Source organism: Glaciecola sp. KUL10, from assembly GCF_003203515.1.
Taxonomy (GTDB): domain Bacteria; phylum Pseudomonadota; class Gammaproteobacteria; order Enterobacterales; family Alteromonadaceae; genus Glaciecola.
Window position 1 is genome coordinate 827,175 of record NZ_BGNG01000001.1, and the last position, 18,604, is coordinate 845,778.

Consider the following 18,604-nt stretch of genomic DNA (forward strand, 5'->3'; position numbering starts at 1 on the left):
AAAATCATCACCCTTTTTCAATCAAGATGCAAAACAACTGTGGAGATGAGACTTTTGGGTAAAAAAGTAGTGGTGATTTATTCTGGGGGCATGGATTCATTTACGGTGCTCAATAAAGCCCTTCAACAAGGATATGAAGTGCACGCAACGTCTTTTAATTATGGTCAAAGACACAGCAAAGAACTGGAGTTTGCCAAGCGTGTAACGGAAAAATTAAACATCCCACATAAAATCGTTGATATCAGTGCAATCAATCAACTTATCCTTGGTTCTGCTTTAACCGATGATATTGACGTTCCAGAGGGTCACTACGAAGAACAGAGTATGCAACAAACGGTTGTTCCCAATAGAAACATGATCATGCTTTCACTTGCAGTGGGTTATGCTGTATCTGTTGAAGCAGAGGCTGTTTACTTTGGCGCTCACTCTGGCGATCACGCCATCTATCCTGATTGCCGTACTGAGTTTGTAGATGCAATGAATGAAGTCTGCAAAATTGCCAATTATCAGGCAGTTGAGGTTCGAGCTCCTTATTTACAAAGCGATAAAATTGAAATTCTAGCAGACGGCTTAGCGATGGACTTGGACTATGCCGACACTTGGACCTGCTATAACGGCCGTGAAAAGGCTTGCGGAAAATGTGGAGCGTGCCAAGAACGCTTAGAAGCTTTCGAAAAAAATGGCATTAAAGACCCGCTAGCTTATGAATAGCAGGTCGTTATTCTCTTGATAAACCTGAGCATCTTACTTTTGGCTTTCTGCAATAAAGTACTCTAACTCTTTAATACAATGCCTTAGAACGGGGTTAAGTCGTGTGTTTTTACCGTTCATCACAAATAATTCGTGAGAAAACGGAAACATCGACCCTTTACACAACGGAACCAAACCAGTTGCAGCACCTTGCTCTTTTGCGATGTAATCCGGCAGCAAACCGATGTACTCGCCTGTCATTACTGCTGCCATACATACATCATAGGAGTCAGAGAATGTTTGAATCGCAAGGCGCTTTTCATTGCTAATATAATTAGAAGATGATAATCCTGAAATGCCAATTGCTGGGTAGTCTCCAATATTGATATCGTCCGGTAATGCTTCCGCTTCACGATATTTGGCGAGTTTATGTGTAGGTGCACAATATAAGCGCCCTTCAACTTTAACCCCAATCGGGTGAAACATAACAGATTCAGGTTTTACCATGTCATAAGTGGACAGGACTAAATGGCACTCGCCTGACAACGCAACATGCTCCACTTCGTTATACAATCTCGTTTGGATGTTTACGTGAATGTCATCAAATTTCTTCATTGTGCTTTTGACAGCTTTACTTACTGCTAGTTGCATCGAAGTCGCAAGCCCTGACATTAAAACGATAGTAATGTGACCAGAATAGTCATCATGAAGGCTTTTGAGGTTAAAGACGAAGTTATCGAATGCATTGAATATACGTTTTGTTTCTTGAAAAACAACTTCTCCTTCTTTGGTCATTTGAAAGCCACCTCGCCCTCTATGACACAAAACCAAGTCTAAGCGCTCTTCGAGCTTTTTAATCGCCGCACTTATATTGGGGCGTTGCATACGCAAAACGGGTTCAGCCGCGGTAAAACCGTTACATGATGCAACAGCATAAAACACGCGTAAAAGCTTAATATCCGATTCTTGAAGTCTATTTAACATATCATCACCTACTTAGGTATTGCCATGTATACTCATCGGCAATGGTATGGAAAGGCTTTAAGATTTACAACCAAATAGGCGGAAAAAATGTCTTCTGCTTACAAAAACGGCATAAATGTCGCAAAAAGCATATATTTATGCCGCTAACTAAGCTCAAACTACTAGGAAATTTTGACTATCTCTGCTCTTAGTTTTTCAACTTCATCACGTGTTGCAGCTGCTTTTTCAAACTCTAAGTCTTTCGCATACTCAAACATTTGTTTTTCTAACTCTGCTACTTTTGACATCATTTGCGTCACCGTCATCGCTTTGTATGTCTTTTCTTTCTCAGCGACTTTTCGAAGCTTAACCTTGCCTGATGCCGGATGGTTTGTATCGCCTAAATCCATTATATCGGTGATTGGTTTATTAAGTTTTTGAGGCGTTATTCCGTGTTTTTGATTGTGCTCGATCTGCTTGTTTCGACGCCGGTCGGTCTCGTCCATCGCTTTTTTCATAGATTTAGTGATTTTGTCAGCGTACAAGATTGCTTTACCATTAATGTGACGCGCTGCGCGACCAATTGTTTGTATAAGTGATTTCTCCGCCCTTAAAAAACCTTCTTTGTCAGCGTCCAATATTGCGACCAATGACACCTCAGGCATGTCTAAACCTTCTCTTAACAAGTTAATCCCGACTAAAACATCAAACTTACCGAGACGAAGGTCTCTAATAATCTCGATCCTCTCAACCGTATCGATATCGGAGTGGAGGTAGCGCACTTTGACACCGTGTTCATTTAAGTATTCACTCAAATCTTCAGCCATTCGTTTAGTCAAAGTAGTAATTAGCACCCTCTCATCAACGGCTACTCGCTTATGGATTTCAGACAAGACGTCGTCAACTTGAGTGGCTACAGGCCGAATCTCAATAGTAGGGTCTATCAAGCCAGTGGGCCTTACTACCTGTTCGACGATTTCACCACTGGATTTTTCTAGCTCATAATCACCGGGCGTCGCAGATACATAAATTGTTTGTGGTGATATGTGCTCAAACTCATCAAACTTTAACGGTCTATTATCCAGTGCAGACGGCAGTCTAAAGCCAAACTCAACAAGTGTTTCTTTGCGAGAACGGTCTCCCTTGTACATCGCGCCTACTTGAGAAACCGTTACATGTGATTCATCGATGAATAAAAGCCCGTCAGCAGGGAAGTAATCCAAAAGTGTCGGTGGTGGCTCTCCGGGAGCTCTACCAGAAAGATATCGAGAATAGTTTTCTATACCAGAACAATATCCGAGCTCTAACATCATTTCTATATCAAACTGAGTACGCTGAGAAATACGTTGTTCTTCAATTAATTTATTGTTTTCTTTTAAGTTCTTTTGCCTATCCTTCAACTCTTCTTTAATGCGTTCAACCGCTGCTACAATCTTCTCTCGAGGTGTCACGTAGTGAGTCTTTGGAAATACCGTTGTGCGGGCTACTTTTTTGTCCACCGCACCTGTGAGTGGATCAAACAGGCTTATAGCTTCTATTTCTTCGTCGAATAACTCCACACGAACAGCTTGTTTCTCGGAATCAGCAGGGAAAATATCAATAACATCTCCACGTACCCGAAAACTACCGCGTTCAAAAGCCAAATCGTTTCGCTTATATTGAAGCTCTGCCAAACGTCGCAGAATATCTCGTTGATTGATAATATCACCCTGTCGCAAATGCAAAAGCATTTTCATATAGCTTTGAGGGTCACCTAAGCCATAAATAGCAGAAACCGAAGCAATGATGACGACGTCCCTTCTTTCCATCAGTGCTTTAGTCGCTGACAAACGCATTTGTTCGATATGATCATTAATCGAGGAGTCTTTCTCAATGAAAGTGTCTGTACTCGGCACATATGCTTCTGGTTGATAATAATCATAATAGGAAACGAAGTACTCAACAGCGTTATTGGGAAAAAACTCTTTCATTTCGCCATAAAGTTGAGCGGCAAGCGTTTTATTGTGCGCGAGGATTAGAGTAGGCCTTTGTACACTTGATATTATATTGGCCATCGTGAAGGTTTTACCTGAACCTGTCACGCCTAGCAGCGTTTGTTTAGCTAACCCGCATTCAAGGCCGTCTACCAAAGCTGCTATTGCGTTGGGTTGGTCACCTGCAGGTTCGTACTTTGAAACTAAATCAAAACTTCTTTGCATTTTTTAAATGCTCTCCTTAGAGTAACGCGCATTAATCTGAGCTTGCTGCCTGATAGATTGTTTAATCCAAGTGTATGAAACCAACGCGGTCACTACATTAGCAATCACACACCCCCAGAATAGCCCAAGTAGCCCATAAAAATGGCTGCCCAGATACCCAATAGGCACATAAAACACAAACAACCGCAAAATACTTAACATCAAAGCTGCCATGGGTTTGTGCATAGCATTAAAAGAAGAATTACTGAGAATAATTATCCCTTGTAATCCATATCCCAATGGCAAGATGTAAAGGAATAAAGTAATGTCTCTAATTACGCTTTGCTCCTGAGCGAAAACGTTGGCAATTGGCTTTGCCAATATCGCCATGACCACAAAAACCCCGAGTTGCCACACAAGGACAAATTTGGCACTCAAGTCAAAGGCCTGTTCAATTCGTTCATAATTATTAGCACCGAAGTTTTGACTAATAAACGGTGGTAAAGACATAGACAATGAAAGAACAATAATACTCGCGATAGACTCAAGTCGATTGCCCACTCCCCATGCAGCTACCGCCTCTGCGCCGTAAGTAGCAACGATAGCCGTCATCACGCCACCAGCTATAGGAGTGAGCATATTTGCTCCTGCAGCCGGCAAACCTATTTTCAATACACCAGAAGCAGCCTGTGTGAACTCTTTAATGCTTAGCAATCGTGGCTCCATTAACTTGCGCCGTACCGCTAATAAATAAAGAATCCATATCACACCGACGCCCCATGCGACAGCGGTTGCTATCGCTGCGCCTTGAATTCCCATCGCAGGTATAGGTCCCCACCCGAAAATAAGTATAGGGTCTAAGACAGCATTTATTGCCCCACCCGCCGCCATTATAATACTCGGTGTTTTTGTATCTCCTGAGGCACGAAGTACACTGTTCCCCACCATAGGTAAAGCCAAAAATACGCCAGCGAGAAACCAAGGAACCATATAAGCTTTGATATGTACCATCAGTTCAGGTGTAGCTCCCATCCAACCGAAAATAAGCTCAATGCTATTAATACCAACAAGCGCAAGAATGCCAACCAATAAAGCTGATAACATTAGAGCACCCGTAGCAAGTGCTTTAGCATGCTCACTCTCACCGCTTCCTAGATATCGACCAATAATTGCAGATGTGCCAATACCGAGTCCAATGTTTAAACTAATCACAGTAAATGTGACAGGAAACGTAAAACTCAAAGCGGCTAATTCTTCGGTTCCTAACATACTGACAAAAAAAGTATCTACTAAACTAAATGTCATCAACATAATCATGCCTAAAATCATAGGCACCGTCATAGAGATAAGGGTTTGTTTAATGTCTCCCTTGAGCATATCGTGTTTGTTTGTTTTTGAAGACACTAAATATTTACTTCCTAACTTGTATATTGAGCAGTGTTATGGAGAATTTTTCATAGAAAAGCGGAATAAACCAGCTTTAAATTCTTATTTGATTATAAATATGCTGTTTCGTCTAAAAAGACCACACGTTATTGCATATTATACACTGCTTCAAGCCAAATTTTTGCGCACTTTAAATTTAAATAAATCGTTAAATTTACGTCAAAAATTTGTCACAAGTGTTTATTTTTGTGCAATGCCCCAAAATAACACACAGGCAAATTGGTTAACCATTCACCAAAGTTATCTTTAATGAGTGAAATCAGGTTGATTTTGTATACCAATGATTTATATAGCTTTTATTTTATTCTAATTTTTTCAAACTAAATCATTGACATTTTTGGCAAGCTAATATCCAACACGAAATTAATTTTCTTCCACACACTTATCCACAGATGCAGTGGATAAGTGGTTGCGACCTAATAATGACGCTATTTACAAACCATTTGCATAATTTAGACGTTAGCAAACACTAACCTTGTGTATCAAAGTTCAGGTTACAGTTTTATTAAAAACTGTTTTTATATACAGCAGTCAAAGGTTTTTTAATAACTTTTTAAACTCTATATGTGAGTTTTATTAATAAACAGTTATTTAAAACGATCGCAAGTCACATAACTTTTAGTCTAAATTGTAAAAATTCAATTTTATTAATAACTTAGTTATCACTAAGAACCTCAAACTTAGATAAAACTGCGACTCCACTGATTTGCTGCCTGCACACATATTAAGCAGTCAGTTAAATGCGAGAAAAACACGCACTTCTTTGTTGACAGCACCGCTACACCTCTTTATTATGCGCATCCGTTGTATGTCAGGTCCCCCTTAGCTCAGTTGGTTAGAGCGACGGACTGTTAATCCGCAGGTCCCCCGTTCGAGTCGGGGAGGGGGAGCCAACTACAACTGCAATGATTTGTTCCCCCTTAGCTCAGTTGGTTAGAGCGACGGACTGTTAATCCGCAGGTCCCCCGTTCGAGTCGGGGAGGGGGAGCCAAATTATCCCATCTCTTTGTTAGTTCAAACGAAAATTTACAAGTAAACTAAAAACCACACTACTTTCATTGTTGTTAATTGTGCTCATAAAAGCGATAATCTACGTAATAAAACCGTAATAGTATTTGTAGAGACAAACCCGCGTTTCGGTCTTCTATGAAATCGACGTATCGTGCTGAGTTCAAGCATATTCATACTCTTTATGTGGCCTTATAAATGATAGAAATTGTTTTACTATTAGTTAGTACAGTGCTGGTGAATAATTTTGTATTGATCCAATTCCTTGGGTTGTGCCCCTTTATGGGTGTTTCTGGAAAATTAGAAACCGCGATGGGTATGTCAATGGCAACGACTTTTGTATTGACCATAGCCTCAATGTCTAGCTACCTAGTCGAAACCTATATCTTAGCCCCGCTTGGCATTGAGTATTTGCGTACACTTAGTTTTATTCTTGTTATCGCAGTAGTTGTTCAATTTACCGAAATGGTTGTACATAAAACTAGCCCTACCCTGTATCGTTTGTTGGGTATATTCTTACCGCTAATTACCACCAACTGCGCTGTTTTAGGGGTTGCCTTGCTCAATATCACCGAGCAACACAACCTAATCGAATCGATCGTATATGGTTTTGGCGCTGCGGTAGGATTTTCACTTGCCTTAATTTTATTTTCATCCATGCGTGAACGCCTTGCAGCAGCCGACGTACCTGTTGCCTTCAAAGGCGCTTCAATTGCTATGATAACCGCTGGACTGATGTCACTTGCGTTTATGGGATTCTCAGGGTTAATAAAATAGATGTTTGAAATTGGCGCACTACTCGCAATCGTTGTACTTGCCCTCATCTTTGGCAGCCTGCTCGGCTGGGTTGCAGTTAAGTTCAAAGTCGAAGGCGACCCTTTGGTTGAGCAAATTGATGCCATTCTACCACAAACTCAGTGTGGTCAATGTGGTTACCCAGGATGTAAACCCTACGCTGAAGCAATCGCCAATGGCGACGAAATAAATAAATGCCCACCGGGTGGTGAGGCAACTATAAAAGAGCTGGCCGAACTAATGGGTGTTGAAGCAAAACCTTTAGATGATGCGCATGGCACCGAAGATGTTAAAAAGGTCGCATTTATCCGAGAAGATGAGTGTATAGGTTGCACTAAATGCATCCAAGCGTGCCCTGTAGATGCAATTATAGGGGCAGCAAAGCAAATGCACACTGTCATCATTGATGAGTGTACCGGTTGTGATTTGTGTGTAGACCCCTGCCCTGTAGATTGCATTGATATGATCCCCTTACATCAAGACAGTGCGCATTGGCAATGGGATTTTAACACAGCAAAAATCGGCGACATTCCGATAAAGCAAGTTTCCTAGGCGGTATTATGTACGCAGATTACGATGAAATTATTGAACGTATTTCAGTGCAAGCACTCTGGGATTTTCCTGGCGGTGTACATCCTCCTCAACAAAAAGAACTTTCTAACACTACGCCGATAGAAACACTCCCATTACCCGACATGTTTTACGTCCCTATAAAACAGCACATTGGTACCGGTGGTCAAATACTTGTTAATGAGGGGGATTACGTGCTCAAAGGACAAGCACTGAGCGCGAATGATCTAGCGCTTAGCGTCCCAGTTCACGCACCAACATCCGGCACTGTTACCAACATAGGTGAGCATGTTTCAGCCCACCCAAGTGGGATTGGTGAACTCACGATTTGCATAAAACCAGATGGTTTAGACAAATGGACAGATCTGGTCCCACTTAAAGACTACGTAAATCATCCCAAGCACGATTTGGTGAATGCTATTTGTAAAGCAGGAATCAGTGGCTTGGGCGGCGCTGGTTTTCCAACTCATATCAAGGCTGGTGAACACAAAGACATAGAATTTTTGATAATCAACGGTGTGGAGTGCGAGCCTTACATTAGCTCAGATGATCGCTTGATGCGCGAACATGCTTGGCAAATCAGACAAGGCATCGATATCCTGGTCCACTTAATAAAACCCAAACAAGTATTGGTGGCTATTGAAGATAACAAACCAGAAGCCATAGAAACGCTTTCTGTTGCCTGCCAACAACAAACAAAATATCAAGTCGTTAGCATTCCTACTAAGTATCCTGCTGGGGGTGAAAAACAACTCGTTCAAGTGCTTACATCACGGGAGATTCCCACTGACGGACTACCAGCTGATGTTGGATGTATGATGTTTAATGTCGGTACTTGTTTTGCAATTTCAGATGCAATTATGGAGGGCAAACCGCTTATCGAACGTATTGTCACCCTTACTGGAGACGCTTTTGACGCACCCAAAAATGTTTGGGCTCGATTAGGCACGCCGATTTCTCATTTGTTATCTGCAGGTAGCTATTCTACCAGTAAACAAGAGTCGCCAAGAGTGATTATGGGCGGACCAATGATGGGCTTTACCGTTTCATCACTACAGACACCCGTGGTTAAAATTACAAACTGTTTACTCGCACCGGCGGACAAAGAGTTGCCCACACCAGAAGATGAACGTGCATGCATCAGATGCTCAGCTTGCGCTGAAGCATGTCCAGCATCCTTGCTGCCACAACAGTTATTTTGGTACAGCAAAGCCAAAGAATACGATATAGCTCAAGAGTATAATTTATTTGATTGTATAGAATGCGGTGCATGCGCATATGTTTGTCCAAGCGAAATCCCCTTAGTGCACTATTATCGAAAAGCAAAAGCAGACATTCGAATACAACAAGAAGAAAAAGAAAAAGCCGAAAAGGCACGTATACGTTTTGAGGCTCGTCAAGAACGATTGCTAAAAGAAAAACTTGAAAGAGAAGAAAAGCATCGCAAAGCCGCTGAAGCTAGAAAGCAATCAATGAATAAAGACGGTGGTGCAGCAAAAGATAAAATTGCGGCAGCACTGGCGAGAGCAAAAGCTAAAAAAGAAGCTCTAGCGCAACAACAAGGTGATAATGCCACTGTTACAAATACTGAACCCCAAGAAAGTACGCAAACAAGCGGAAGAGCTCGCGTTGAATCAAAGGCGCCTAGCGATAAAAAAGATAAAGTCGCCGCTGCAATTGCGCGAGCCAAAGCGAAGAAATTAGCAAAATCAGAGGCAGTTTCAGAAGACAAAAAAAGTGATAACGAAGCAGTTAGCCAAGAATCTAACATCGTCTCTTCTGACCGAAAAAAGGAAGATTCGGCACAAGGTGCTGCCGAAAACGCGGCAGTAGATTCAACCGTTACGACATCGAGTGATTCACCAGAAAAGAAAGCAAATGATAAAAAGGCAAAAGTAGCCGCTGCGATTGCAAAAGCGAAAGCCAAAAAATTAGAAAAAGCAAAGATGAACGAACAAGATAATACCCAAGCGAATACGCAAAACGAGAGCAACGACTAGATGAAACTCACGCTCAAAAGCTCTCCCCACCACCATAACCGCCGCGATACGGGCCAAGTGATGCGCTTAGTTATTTATGCCTGCATCCCCGGAATCATCGCGCAAACTTGGTATTTTGGTTTTGGTACCTTAATTCAAGTTTTTCTTGCGATCGTGACGGCGGTTGTCACCGAAACCATTATTCTAGAACTAAGAAAGAAGAATACTGAGCGCGTTATCAAAGACTATAGTGCGGTTTTAGCAGCACTTTTACTCGCTATATCAATACCATCGTTTGCACCTTGGTGGGTTATCGTCATTGGTACATTCTTCTCCATCGCTATCGTCAAGCAGCTATATGGAGGGTTGGGATATAATATGTTCAATCCAGCGATGGGTGGATATGTCATGCTATTAATTTCATTTCCTATGCAAATGACGTCTTGGCTCCCTCCTTTATCACTCGCAGAGCAAACGCACGGTTTTATTGATGCCGTGTATATGGTATTCACAGGCTATACTAGTACTGGCTTTAATATCGAACAGCTGCGTATAGGGGTTGATGGTGTGACAATGGCAACGCCATTAGACTCAGTTAAAACCGATTTATCTCAAGGCTTTACATTGACCGAAGCCTACACAAACTCAATCTTCTCTGGCATCTATGGTCAGGGCTGGGCAGTTGTTAGCTTGGCATACTTGCTCGGTGGACTAATGCTTATCAAAACAAAAGTCATTTCATGGCACATTCCCGGCAGCATGATTCTAGCGGCGGTATTGTTTAGTGGACTGTTTTATCTGGTACAACCCGATATTTATGCTTCTCCATTGTTTCACCTAATGAACGGCAGTCTAATCATCGGCGCATTTTTTATTGCCACTGACCCTGTGTCAGGGGCGACAACGGTAAAAGGGCGTGTGATTTTTGGCGCTGCTATTGGGCTTTGGATTATCATTATAAGGGTCTGGGGAGGCTACCCAGACGCTGTTGCTTTTGCTGTCTTAATAATGAACATGGCCGTTCCGCTGATTGATTACTACACTCAACCTCGAACCTATGGGCACAAGTCGTCATGAAAGATTACATAACCAAAAATGGCGCTATCCTCGGAGGCTTTGCGCTTGTTACGACTGGTTTAATCGCGCTAACTAATTTTTTCACTGCCCCTAAAATTGCAGAGGCACAAGAACGACAACTACTGTCGGTATTAAACCAGCTTGTCCCACCCCAAATGCACAATAACGATATGCACTTGGATTGCCTATTGGTTGAAGATCCAGTTTTGCTTGGCACACCCACTCAAAAGCGCGTATTTAGAGCGCGTCAGGGCGCTCAAAGCGTTGCGCTAATACTTGAAACCACCACACCAAACGGCTACAGCGGTGACATCAAAATGGTAGTTGCCGTGAGTGTCGATGGTTATTCAATGGGTGCTCGTGTGCTAGACCATAAAGAAACACCGGGCCTGGGAGACAAAATTGATTTGCGTGTTTCTGACTGGATATTATCGTTTAATAACATCGACTACAGCGAAGAAAATGAACAACGTTGGGAGGTGAAGAAAGATGGCGGTAAATTTGACCAGTTTACCGGTGCTACGATTACACCAAGAGCCGTTGTTGAAGGTGTGAAGAACGCAGTCATTTATGCGCAACAAAATAAAGACTTTTTGTATGATACGCGTTCAAACTGCCCCGTTAGCATCGAAAGAAGTGAGCAATTATCGTGAACGAATATAAAGAATTAAGCATTCAAGGGTTGTGGAAAAACAACCCTGCGATGGTCCAGTTATTAGGGCTTTGCCCCTTATTAGCAGTGACAGCAACGGTGATAAACGGGCTTGGCTTGGGCATTGCTACCACACTGGTATTGATAGGGTCTAACGTCACTGTATCTTTGGTTCGTAATTTTGTACCAAACGAAATACGCATTCCCATATTTGTCATGGTCATTGCAGCATTCGTTACCATCGTGCAATTATTAATGAATGCATTTACCTTCGAACTTTATCAAATCCTAGGGATTTTCATCCCATTGATCGTCACTAATTGCGCTATCATCGGCAGAGCAGAAGCCTATGCCTCAAAAAACCCTGTTAATTTCGCGGCCTACGACGGACTGATGATGGGCTTGGGCTTTTCAATCATTTTGGTGGTCTTAGGTGCAATGCGCGAGTTGTTGGGTTATGGCACGCTGTTAACAGGCGCAGATTTGTTATTGGGTGCATGGGCTGAAAACCTCGAAATCATTGTATTCCAAACAGAAAGCCCTTTCTTACTCGCAATTTTGCCACCGGGTGCCTTTTTGGGTATGGGTTTGCTCATCGCAGCTAAAAATGTAATAGACAAGCAAGTTGAGCTGAGACAACAGCAAAAACAAGAGAAAAAAGTCGTGCAACGCGCGCGCGTGACGGGAACGGATATATGACGCTCAGTATGAGTAAAAAAGACAAAGTTGCTGCGATTATCGAAATCTTAGAGCAACTCTACCCTGAAGTCCCTGTTCCTCTTGATCATAAAGACCCATATACACTGCTAATTGCAGTGCTGCTATCTGCGCAGTGCACGGATGAACGTGTTAACCAAATCACGCCAAAGCTATTCGCAAAAGCTGATAATCCTTACGACATGGTCATGATGAGTATTGAAGAAATAAAAGAAATCATCAAACCTTGTGGTTTATCTCCGATGAAATCAAAAGGCATTTGGCATTTGTCTGATATGATCATCAAACTTCACGATGGCAAAGTGCCGCAAAGTTTTGAAGCACTAGAAGCAATGCCAGCGGTAGGTCATAAAACCGCTTCTGTTGTCATGTCGCAAGCCTTCGGTGTGCCTGCATTTCCAGTAGATACCCATATACACAGATTGATGTACCGTTGGGGGTTGTCAAATGGCAAAAGTGTGGAGCAAACCGAGAGAGACGCCAAACGTCTGTTTCCAAGAGAAAAATGGAATGACTTGCATCTACAAATTATCTTTTACGGTCGAGAATACTGCCCAGCAAGAGGCTTTTCTTTAGATAAGTGCATAATTACCCGGCAATACGGCCGCAAAAGCTTTATCAACGAAGTGTTAAAAGAGCAAGCCAAGCGAGCGTTGCTCTTAAACAAAAACGTGAAAAAGAAAGCGTCAAAAAAATAGGGCTTTAACCTAACAAAAGGTGCATTAAGACTTGTTAGGCCTCAATTTCAAGATCGCTTCCATCATAATCAACGTCTTCAGCAACATCTGTATCGTGTGCTCGCGTGCTGTGCATGGTGTAGAAATTACGTCTGGTTCTGGCCAGTTTCACATACTTCAACCATGCTTTTTCAAGTAAACTTTGCGCCTCGTATTCACCTCTAACGACCTTGACAAATCGCGCTTCTTCTTCGTTTTCAGGTAACAAACTACCAAACTCAAGGTTAAACAAGGTATCGCCGTAAGCAGATAAGATGTTCGCTTCTGCAATACTAAAATCACCCGACTTTTTAAAACCGTATGGAAACTGCTTTGCGTCAGAAAAAACTTTATTGCCTTTGCGTATAGTTACATTTTGCATTTTTTATGTTCCGATAGACATTGCTGTTTATGTTTCGATATTTTGAGTTTCACTTAATCCGTCGTCTTTTTAATCTATTCAACTCAATCAGAAAAACGAAAAAATATTGTGGTCACGATAAAATTATTTCATTTTCACACTGCTCAATATTCGCTCTATACTGAGAACTCGATTAATTGATTAAATTGAAGCAAGACAATGAGCAAAGACAAGCGATTCAACAAGCGTGAATATTTGTTTGATGGTGATGAAGATTACAATGACTCTAAAAACAAAAGACGGAGTTCATACAAGTCTAACCAAGATAACGTTAAAGCTGACTACTCATACCAACGACGCCTACGTCAGCAAACTAAAGCACTTCAGCCTGATAGATAGCTAGTAATACCAAACTCATTCCTGATGTCTTGGGCAAGTAATAGTCCCGTTAGGCATCAGGCTTTAAGTTACATCTCATCCGGTTTTCATTATAAATTCACTTGCCAGACACTCATATTCAAGATAAAAACGCGTATCGACTCTTATTATGAGCATCACAATGGATTTGCGTTTTTTGACTACCTTTTTAGAGGTTGCGAAAACCCGTCACTTTGGCAAAGCTGCTGAAAACCTATATCTCACTCAATCAGCAGTTAGCGCAAGAATTAAATTGATCGAAGAATATTTTAATACTTCGTTATTTTTTCGCAATCGTCACAGTATTCAACTGACTTCAGCGGGTGAAAAACTCATTCCTTTCGCAGAATCAATGACGCATACACTTAATCTTGCACGAGAAGCGTTAAATGAAGATGAAGTATCGTATTTGGTCTGCGCCGCCAGCCCAAACGCCAGTGAGCTATATCTAAAACACGCGATTAACCAGTTTAATGCTCATTTCTACGACTTATCTCTCAGGGTTGAGATATTGAATACAGAGCAATTATCGAGACAACTGCATGAAAGAATCATCGACATTGCATTTACCACTGAAGTGATTAAAGCGGAAGACGTTGACCATAAGTGCTTAATGACAGACTCATTGGCGTTATACTCCAGTGAAACAGACCAATTAGAGCAAGCCTTTGAAAACTATGTTCATATTGACTGGGGCAGCAAACTTAATGACCGCTTGCTTAAGCAGTTTCCTCAAGTCAAAAAAGCAAAGTTGAAAACGAGTGCGATTAGTATTGCTAAGGATCAGATCGAATATACAGGTGGAAGCGTATTTTTAACCCAAGCACTTGCCGAACATTTCAGTGCAACACGTCCATTAACACTAATTGCCAGAGCAGAAGATATTGAGATAAACACTTATTTGGTATATTTAAAAGAACTAAAAAACAGTGCCTTATCTGAATTAATCAAATTTTGTATAGAGCAATAAAATAGAGGAACAAAGTAATGCAACTGTTACACACCATGTTACGCGTCAAAAACCTAGAAGATTCAATTGCGTTTTACACCGAGATTTTGGGCATGAAATTGCTTCGCCAAAGTGAAAACAAAGAATATGAGTACACACTCGCCTTTGTCGGATATGGTAGCGAAGAGGACCACAGTGTCATCGAACTGACATACAATTGGGGTAAAACCGAATACGAACATGGAGATGCTTTTGGCCATATCGCGATCGGTGTGGAAGATATTTACGGCATTTGTGAACAAATCAAACAAAAAGGCGGAGACGTTTACCGAGAACCAGGCCCAGTGAAGGGCGGTAAAACGGTAATTGCTTTTGTTAGGGACCCAAACGGATATGCGATTGAACTTATTCAAAAAAGTACAAACGGCGGCGAGCTTTAAGGCGCGAATCTTTGTTTTCATAATGGCTGGCGTTATCGTCGCCAGCTGTTCTTCACAACTTCCCCACTTTGGAAAACCCATTGATGCCAACGATGGCTTTATCGTGATCGCTCACCGAGGTGCTTCAGGTTACCTGCCAGAGCATACAATCGAAGCCGCTCAACTCGCAATCGAACAAGGTGCTCACTATATTGAGCAAGACTTGGTATTAACCTCCGATGATATATTAGTTGTGCTCCATGATATTCATATAGAAACCGTGACTAACGTCGAAGATGTTTTTCCAAGCCGTGCCAGAAAAGACGGGCGTTACTATGCGATAGATTTCACGCTCGCTGAACTCAAACAACTAAGAGTGCACGAACGGCAAAATAACCAACAAGAACAGGTTTATCCAGATAGATATTCAGGGGATGGCGTCTTTCGAATCGCGACCTTTGATGAACACATTAAACGAGTATCAAAACACAATATAACCAATCAAGCTTTTGTTGGTATTTATCCTGAAATAAAAGCCCCCGAATGGCACTTAACGCAAGGTAAAGACATCGCACTTGCTTTATACGATACACTTGAGAAAAATCAACTTAACCGAAGTGATACTAATATTTATGTGCAGTCGTTCGAGCCAAAGTCACTTCAATATTTGAGACACGAGTTAGGCTTAAACGTTAAGCTGGTACAATTGATAGGCGAAAATAGTTGGACAGAATCTAGTGCTGACTATGATTACTTAAAAAGTGAAGCGGGCTTAGCGTTTATTGCGACCTATGCTCAAGGTATAGGGCCATGGATGCCTCAACTATATGACTTTGATAGTAGTTTTATGCATCCACTTGCCGAGCACGCAAAAAAGGTTGGCTTAGCAATTCATCCTTATACATTTAGAAAAGATGCCCTACCCGACGGCTATTCTGCTGCCCGAGTCATGAAGATAATGCACAACGACATACAAGTGGACGGTATTTTCACCGACCATACCGATACGGTTTTGAGTTGGCTGGAAACAAACAAAGCCGATTAAACTTATCCAATGGCTTTGATGACTATGGTTTACTCAAACGAATAACCACACGTCTGTTCTTAGCGCGATCAATCTCATTGTCGTTAGGTGAGATATGGCGTTTTTCACCATGGCCCGTAATTTCAATGCGAGAGTCATCGACACCTTGGGCGGCAAAGAAATCTTTCACTTCATTGGCACGTCTTAACGATAATTGCTCGTTTAACCAAGAGCCCCCCCAACTGTCGGTGTAACCATCTAAAAGCACTAACTCTAATTCTGGATCTTCTTTTAAATATTCACCAATCATATCCAAACGTTTTTGCGCATATTTGGTGAGTTGAGAGGAGTTCTTGCGGTAACTCAGCACTGTATAAGCTATGTCGTCGAAACTATATGGCAGTAGTTGTGAAACACATTGTGCGAATTCATTGTAGACAGGCTTAAAGTTGCTCGCATTTAAAGATACCGCAACTTTGTCGTGTCGATTATTCCAGTCCTGATAATAAATGGTTGGCCAAAATCCTTTCTCTAGTTCAGTGAGCATTTCCCAAGCAGGCACGTCAGGCATATCACCGTCGTATTGACGACGTATATCCATTTGACCAATTGTTTTTCTCATAACGCCCGGCATCCAAGATGGCGGCACAGAATATATGGTTGCTACGTCATAGTTATTAGGCAACCTGAGCATGTCTAATACAAACTCCAAGTTGAGCTGTTTAGATGCCTCGGTGAAAAACTGGGCTTGACCATAGCCAGGAATATTGTGATTGAGTTCACATTTTAAACGCGTGTATTCAGTGACTTGCCAATTTGAATCTTCAATCGAAGCTTTGTAGTGGCGCATGTTGGCCATTACCCCTGCGGATAAACACAAACTTAAGATAGTGATTAATAGTTTCATTTTGGCGCCTCTTGGTTACTCAGTTTATCGGTCGACATAAAATAATGCTTAACCAAAAACTCATATTTGACCGTGTTTTTAGTGTTTTGAAGCAAGTGCCTTAAAAATCGACAAACCTAGTAATCCATATAACGATATAGCATACTTGCGGTCTTGAATTGTAGAAGTCGTAAAGGGAAACAAAACGTGTCAGAAAACGCTGAAAAACCAGAATTGGCAAAGCGATTTAGAGGCTACTTCCCTGTTATCATTGATGTTGAAACGGCTGGTTTTAATGCACAGACTGACGCCCTGCTCGAAATCGCAGCGGTCACACTTAAAATGGACGCCAGCGGCGATTTGATTCCTGACCAAACTTTTCATGCCCACGTTAACCCTTTTGAAAATGCAAACATCGAGCCTTCGGCGATTGAGTTTAATGGTATTGATCCCTTTTGTGCATTAAGAGGTGCTATTGACGAAAGTGAAGTGATGAAAGAACTGTGTAAATTTGTCAGAAAACATCAAAAAGCAGCCGATTGCCAGCGTTCGGTGATCGTTGCTCATAATGCGACCTTCGATCAAAGCTTTGTGAACGCAGCGCTAACCAGAAGCAATATTAAGCGCAATCCTTTTCATCCTTTTGTATCATTTGATACTACCTCTATCGCCGCAGTTGCACTTGGACAAACAGTGTTAGTGAAGGCTTGCCAAGCTGCCAATATCAGCTTTGATCAAAAAGAAGCACATTCTGCACTTTATGACACTCAACGAACTGCTGAACTGTTTTGCTTTATTGTCAATAAATATAAGGCATTAGGTGGATGGCCATTATCTGTTGAATGAAAGTATAGAGTATTTAAAAAAAACACTTGCCGCAAAGCTAAATAACAACTATTATCATTACCATATTCAATAGTAATGAGATCCTAGATGTTTGTATGTATGTGTTACGGCATTACCGATAAGCAAATCAAAGCTGCTGTGCAGTCAGAGGGCGTGGGCAATGTTCGCGAACTTAAGCAGATGATGGCGCTTGGAAGTCAATGTGGTAAATGTGTACAAATGGCTCAAGACATTATTGATGACACTATTATGGATGAATCCTTGTTTAAAGATGTGGGCTAGTTATTTAACAAAGCTATTTATCAAATAAAACATAAAAACGAACCACAAAAAAAGGGCTATCAGCCCTTTTTTTATTACTAACAGGTAATAGTGTTATTCAGCACTATCAGGTTTATCAGCCGCTTCTTTAATCAATGGCTGTAATTCACCTTGTTGAAACATTTCCATCACGATATCACAACCGCCTATCAACTCACCGTTTACCCATAATTGAGGAAACGTCGGCCAGTTTGCATATTTTGGTAATTCGGCGCGAATATCTGGGTTTTGCAAAATATCCACATAAGCGAATTGTTCACCACATTGCATAAGTGCTTGAACAGTTTGAGCTGAAAAGCCACAACTTGGCAGCTTAGGTGAGCCTTTCATATAAAGCAAAATCGAGTTTTCGCTAATTTGTTCTTTAATCTTATCTACCGTTTCCATGCTATACCTTATTAATTCGAAGAGTTGCTTTGTATTTTGGGTCAAGATGTAAATAATCAAGCCGTGATTACCTATAAAAGCTTCCGCCTACAAGTAATCCGCTTACAAAAGAATGCACCTCTAAAAGTTCAATGCCTATTATAAAACGAAATTTCTAAGAAAAATGATCTTATGTGCATAAATTAGATAAAAAGGTCATGGTTA

At 41.4% G+C, this 18,604-nt stretch carries 20 protein-coding genes and 2 tRNA genes; 16 read left to right on the forward strand and 6 right to left on the reverse strand.

The features are described 5' to 3' along the window. The first annotated feature begins 45 nt into the window (after positions 1–45). Positions 46–711, forward strand: coding sequence for a 7-cyano-7-deazaguanine synthase QueC (gene queC, locus KUL10_RS03685; RefSeq protein WP_110427515.1), 666 nt, complete (start codon positions 46–48; stop codon positions 709–711). A gap of 33 nt (positions 712–744) precedes the next feature. On the opposite strand, the gene KUL10_RS03690 is transcribed toward queC, so the two are convergent. From KUL10_RS03690 to KUL10_RS03700, 3 genes are all read right to left on the reverse strand, one after another. Next, on the reverse strand, positions 745–1,674 hold the full coding sequence (locus tag KUL10_RS03690; RefSeq protein ID WP_110427516.1) for a LysR family transcriptional regulator: 930 nt from the start codon (positions 1,672–1,674) through the stop codon (positions 745–747). Positions 1,675–1,835: 161 nt separating this feature from the next. Continuing rightward, entirely contained in the window at positions 1,836–3,851 is a 2,016-nt protein-coding gene (gene uvrB / locus KUL10_RS03695; protein WP_110427517.1) for an excinuclease ABC subunit UvrB, read from the reverse strand. Between the two features lie 3 nt (positions 3,852–3,854). Continuing rightward, positions 3,855–5,207, reverse strand: a complete 1,353-nt coding sequence (locus KUL10_RS03700) for an MATE family efflux transporter (protein ID WP_110427616.1) — start codon at positions 5,205–5,207, stop codon at positions 3,855–3,857. Between the two features lie 885 nt (positions 5,208–6,092). Between KUL10_RS03700 and KUL10_RS03710 the strand changes: the two genes are divergently transcribed. The 9 genes from KUL10_RS03710 to nth all read left to right on the forward strand — a co-directional run bounded on the left by KUL10_RS03710 (position 6,093) and on the right by nth (position 12,772). Continuing rightward, positions 6,093–6,169: transfer RNA gene (locus KUL10_RS03710), tRNA-Asn, on the forward strand. Between the two features lie 21 nt (positions 6,170–6,190). Beyond that, positions 6,191–6,267, forward strand: a tRNA-Asn gene (locus KUL10_RS03715). Between the two features lie 215 nt (positions 6,268–6,482). Beyond that, positions 6,483–7,061 (forward strand): electron transport complex subunit RsxA, encoded by a 579-nt coding sequence (gene rsxA / locus KUL10_RS03720; protein WP_110427519.1) that lies wholly within the window; start codon positions 6,483–6,485, stop codon positions 7,059–7,061. After that, positions 7,062–7,631, forward strand: a complete 570-nt coding sequence (rsxB, locus tag KUL10_RS03725; RefSeq protein ID WP_110427520.1) for an electron transport complex subunit RsxB — start codon at positions 7,062–7,064, stop codon at positions 7,629–7,631. An 8-nt stretch (positions 7,632–7,639) separates the two neighbouring features. Then, positions 7,640–9,649 (forward strand): electron transport complex subunit RsxC, encoded by a 2,010-nt coding sequence (gene rsxC, locus KUL10_RS03730; RefSeq protein WP_110427521.1) that lies wholly within the window; start codon positions 7,640–7,642, stop codon positions 9,647–9,649. Then, a complete protein-coding gene (rsxD, locus tag KUL10_RS03735; protein WP_110427522.1) occupies positions 9,650–10,705 on the forward strand; it encodes an electron transport complex subunit RsxD in 1,056 nt (351 codons plus the stop codon). Beyond that, a complete protein-coding gene (gene rsxG, locus KUL10_RS03740; RefSeq protein WP_110427523.1) occupies positions 10,702–11,358 on the forward strand; it encodes an electron transport complex subunit RsxG in 657 nt (218 codons plus the stop codon). Before rsxD ends, rsxG begins: the two co-directional genes overlap by 4 nt. Continuing rightward, a complete protein-coding gene (locus KUL10_RS03745; protein WP_110427524.1) occupies positions 11,355–12,056 on the forward strand; it encodes an electron transport complex subunit E in 702 nt (233 codons plus the stop codon). Before rsxG ends, KUL10_RS03745 begins: the two co-directional genes overlap by 4 nt. Continuing rightward, positions 12,053–12,772, forward strand: a complete 720-nt coding sequence (nth, locus tag KUL10_RS03750) for an endonuclease III (RefSeq protein ID WP_199509179.1) — start codon at positions 12,053–12,055, stop codon at positions 12,770–12,772. Before KUL10_RS03745 ends, nth begins: the two co-directional genes overlap by 4 nt. Positions 12,773–12,806: 34 nt before the next feature. On the opposite strand, the gene maoP is transcribed toward nth, so the two are convergent. Continuing rightward, on the reverse strand, positions 12,807–13,172 hold the full coding sequence (gene maoP / locus KUL10_RS03755; protein ID WP_110427525.1) for a DUF413 domain-containing protein: 366 nt from the start codon (positions 13,170–13,172) through the stop codon (positions 12,807–12,809). Positions 13,173–13,370: 198 nt separating this feature from the next. On the opposite strand from maoP, the gene KUL10_RS03760 reads away from it, so the two are divergent. From KUL10_RS03760 to glpQ, 4 genes are all read left to right on the forward strand, one after another. After that, on the forward strand, positions 13,371–13,550 hold the full coding sequence (locus KUL10_RS03760) for a hypothetical protein (protein ID WP_110427526.1): 180 nt from the start codon (positions 13,371–13,373) through the stop codon (positions 13,548–13,550). A 148-nt stretch (positions 13,551–13,698) separates the two neighbouring features. Further along, entirely contained in the window at positions 13,699–14,538 is an 840-nt protein-coding gene (locus KUL10_RS03765; protein WP_110427527.1) for a LysR family transcriptional regulator, read from the forward strand. Positions 14,539–14,555: 17 nt separating this feature from the next. Next, entirely contained in the window at positions 14,556–14,957 is a 402-nt protein-coding gene (gloA, locus tag KUL10_RS03770; protein ID WP_110427528.1) for a lactoylglutathione lyase, read from the forward strand. After that, the gene (gene glpQ / locus KUL10_RS03775) at positions 14,917–15,981 is read left to right on the forward strand and encodes a glycerophosphodiester phosphodiesterase (RefSeq protein ID WP_233499683.1); all 1,065 of its coding nucleotides are present in this window, start codon (positions 14,917–14,919) and stop codon (positions 15,979–15,981) included. The genes gloA and glpQ overlap by 41 nt, the downstream gene beginning before the upstream one ends. 22 nt (positions 15,982–16,003) lie before the next feature. Here the strand turns inward: glpQ and KUL10_RS03780 are convergent, their stop codons facing one another. Further along, positions 16,004–16,867, reverse strand: a complete 864-nt coding sequence (locus tag KUL10_RS03780) for an OmpA family protein (RefSeq protein ID WP_110427530.1) — start codon at positions 16,865–16,867, stop codon at positions 16,004–16,006. A gap of 186 nt (positions 16,868–17,053) precedes the next feature. On the opposite strand from KUL10_RS03780, the gene rnt reads away from it, so the two are divergent. Both rnt and KUL10_RS03790 read left to right on the forward strand, forming a co-directional pair. After that, entirely contained in the window at positions 17,054–17,692 is a 639-nt protein-coding gene (rnt, locus tag KUL10_RS03785; protein ID WP_110427531.1) for a ribonuclease T, read from the forward strand. Positions 17,693–17,779: 87 nt separating this feature from the next. Further along, positions 17,780–17,974 carry a bacterioferritin-associated ferredoxin gene (locus KUL10_RS03790; RefSeq protein ID WP_110427532.1) on the forward strand — a complete coding sequence of 65 codons (195 nt, stop codon included), beginning with the start codon at positions 17,780–17,782 and terminating at the stop codon, positions 17,972–17,974. A gap of 93 nt (positions 17,975–18,067) precedes the next feature. On the opposite strand, the gene KUL10_RS03795 is transcribed toward KUL10_RS03790, so the two are convergent. Next, positions 18,068–18,400, reverse strand: coding sequence for a Grx4 family monothiol glutaredoxin (locus KUL10_RS03795; protein WP_110427533.1), 333 nt, complete (start codon positions 18,398–18,400; stop codon positions 18,068–18,070). Positions 18,401–18,604: the final 204 nt, after the last annotated feature.

Bases quoted from the DNA above. Each gene is read 5' to 3' on its own strand.
- KUL10_RS03690 (WP_110427516.1), bottom strand. From the start codon at position 1,674: ATGTTAAATAGACTTCAAGAATCGGATATTAAGCTTTTACGCGTGTTT.
- KUL10_RS03765 (WP_110427527.1), top strand. From the start codon at position 13,699: ATGAGCATCACAATGGATTTGCGTTTTTTGACTACCTTTTTAGAGGTT.
- rsxG (WP_110427523.1), top strand. From the start codon at position 10,702: ATGAAAGATTACATAACCAAAAATGGCGCTATCCTCGGAGGCTTTGCG.
- uvrB (WP_110427517.1), bottom strand. From the start codon at position 3,851: ATGCAAAGAAGTTTTGATTTAGTTTCAAAGTACGAACCTGCAGGTGAC.
- queC (WP_110427515.1), top strand. From the start codon at position 46: ATGAGACTTTTGGGTAAAAAAGTAGTGGTGATTTATTCTGGGGGCATG.
- KUL10_RS03790 (WP_110427532.1), top strand. From the start codon at position 17,780: ATGTTTGTATGTATGTGTTACGGCATTACCGATAAGCAAATCAAAGCT.
- KUL10_RS03795 (WP_110427533.1), bottom strand. From the start codon at position 18,400: ATGGAAACGGTAGATAAGATTAAAGAACAAATTAGCGAAAACTCGATT.
- maoP (WP_110427525.1), bottom strand. From the start codon at position 13,172: ATGCAAAATGTAACTATACGCAAAGGCAATAAAGTTTTTTCTGACGCA.
- nth (WP_199509179.1), top strand. From the start codon at position 12,053: ATGACGCTCAGTATGAGTAAAAAAGACAAAGTTGCTGCGATTATCGAA.
- KUL10_RS03780 (WP_110427530.1), bottom strand. From the start codon at position 16,867: ATGAAACTATTAATCACTATCTTAAGTTTGTGTTTATCCGCAGGGGTA.
- rsxC (WP_110427521.1), top strand. From the start codon at position 7,640: ATGTACGCAGATTACGATGAAATTATTGAACGTATTTCAGTGCAAGCA.
- gloA (WP_110427528.1), top strand. From the start codon at position 14,556: ATGCAACTGTTACACACCATGTTACGCGTCAAAAACCTAGAAGATTCA.
- rsxD (WP_110427522.1), top strand. From the start codon at position 9,650: ATGAAACTCACGCTCAAAAGCTCTCCCCACCACCATAACCGCCGCGAT.
- rsxA (WP_110427519.1), top strand. From the start codon at position 6,483: ATGATAGAAATTGTTTTACTATTAGTTAGTACAGTGCTGGTGAATAAT.
- KUL10_RS03760 (WP_110427526.1), top strand. From the start codon at position 13,371: ATGAGCAAAGACAAGCGATTCAACAAGCGTGAATATTTGTTTGATGGT.
- rsxB (WP_110427520.1), top strand. From the start codon at position 7,062: ATGTTTGAAATTGGCGCACTACTCGCAATCGTTGTACTTGCCCTCATC.
- KUL10_RS03700 (WP_110427616.1), bottom strand. From the start codon at position 5,207: ATGCTCAAGGGAGACATTAAACAAACCCTTATCTCTATGACGGTGCCT.